Raw genomic sequence first — 1,512 nt, forward strand, 5'->3', positions numbered from 1 at the left:
TGTAGGCGCAAAGTTAAATTGTCAGCACTGAGCAAAGTCAAAATGTCAGTCTCCTGCCCTTTGGGATCGAGGCATGGAGGCGGCAGATCAGATGAGCGTGGTGCTGATGAGCAGACGAGAACTCAACCGGATCGACATCCTGGCGCGCCTGGAGAGCGGCCGTCTCACCCCAGCGGCGGCCTCCGCGCTGCTGCAGGTCAGCGAACGTCAGGTCTACCGCCTGCAGCGCCGCTTCCGAGAGGACGGCCCGGCTGGGATGGCCGATCGTCGGCGCGGCCGTCCTTCCAACAACCGGCTGCCGGACGTCCTGCGGGAGCATGCCGTTAGCCTGGTCCGGCAGCATTATGCGGATTTCGGCCCAACCCTGGCGGCCGAGAAGCTCGAGGAGCGCCACGCTCTGCGGATCTCCCGTGAGACGCTGCGGACCTGGATGATCCAGGTTGGGCTCTGGCTGCCGCGCGCCGAGCGCAAGCGCTTTCACCAGCCGCGCCACCGGCGCAAGCATCTGGGCGAGCTGATCCAGATCGATGGTTGCGAGCACCGCTGGTTCGAGGATCGCGGCCCGCCCTGCACGCTTCTGGTGTTCGTGGACGATGCCACCAGCCGCCTGATGGCCCTGGGCTTCGTGCCGTCGGAAAGCGCCTTTGCGTACTTTGAGGTGCTCAGGCGCTATCTCGACACGCATGGCAAACCTGTTGCCTTTTACTCCGACAAGCATTCGATCTTCCGGGTCAACAAGGAGGAGGCGGCCGGAGGTGATGGCATGACCCAGTTCGGCCGGGCTTTGGCGGAGCTCAGCATCGACATCCTCTGTGCCAACTCCAGTCAGGCCAAGGGGCGCGTCGAGCGGGCGCATGCCACCTTGCAGGACCGGCTGGTCAAGGAGCTGCGCCTGGCCGGCATCAGCGATCTGGAGGCCGCCAATGCGTTCGTGCCTGGCTTCATCGAGAGCTACAACAGCAAGTTCGCCCGCCGGCGCGGGATCGGGATCTGCACCGGCCGCTGGACGGGCTGAACGATCTCGGCGACATCCTGTGCTGGCGCGAGACGCGGCGGGTCTCCCGACAGCTGGTGGTGCACTACAACCGGATGAAGTTCACGCTGCATCCGACTGAGATCACGGCGCGGCTGGTGGGTCAGACAGTGGAGATCTTTGACTTTCCGGACGGGCGGCTGGAGATCCGCTGGAAAGGGCTGCCGCTGGCCTATGCGGTGTTCGACAAGCTGCAGCGGGTCAATCATGCGGCGATTGTCGAGAACAAGCGGCTGGGCGAGGTGCTGGCCTGGATCAAAGAGCGGCAGGATGCCCGGCCCGTACCGTCAGGCGTTGGGGCAGGCCCCCGCCGCTCAAGTCAGAAGGCCGGCCTGATGAAAGACCGCGCGGATCGCCTGGCGCAGGTCGCCCAGTCCCAGCCCAAACGCCTGGGGCGCCGGCGCTCCGATCGGGCAGTCTGCGCGCCGCCGCCCCAGGCTCCGTCTCACCCGGCCTGACTGACACTTTGACTTTGCGCC

At 65.7% G+C, this 1,512-nt stretch carries 1 pseudogene; it reads left to right on the plus strand.

Annotation, left to right across the window (positions count from 1 at the left end):
- Nucleotides 1-91 precede the first annotated feature (91 nt).
- Nucleotides 92-1,491: pseudogene (locus tag LG661_RS24585) on the plus strand (ISNCY family transposase).
- The last annotated feature ends 21 nt before the right edge of the window (nucleotides 1,492-1,512 follow it).

Origin of the sequence: Microvirga roseola, from assembly GCF_020866965.1 — a bacterium.
GTDB classification, from domain to species: domain Bacteria; phylum Pseudomonadota; class Alphaproteobacteria; order Rhizobiales; family Beijerinckiaceae; genus Microvirga; species Microvirga roseola.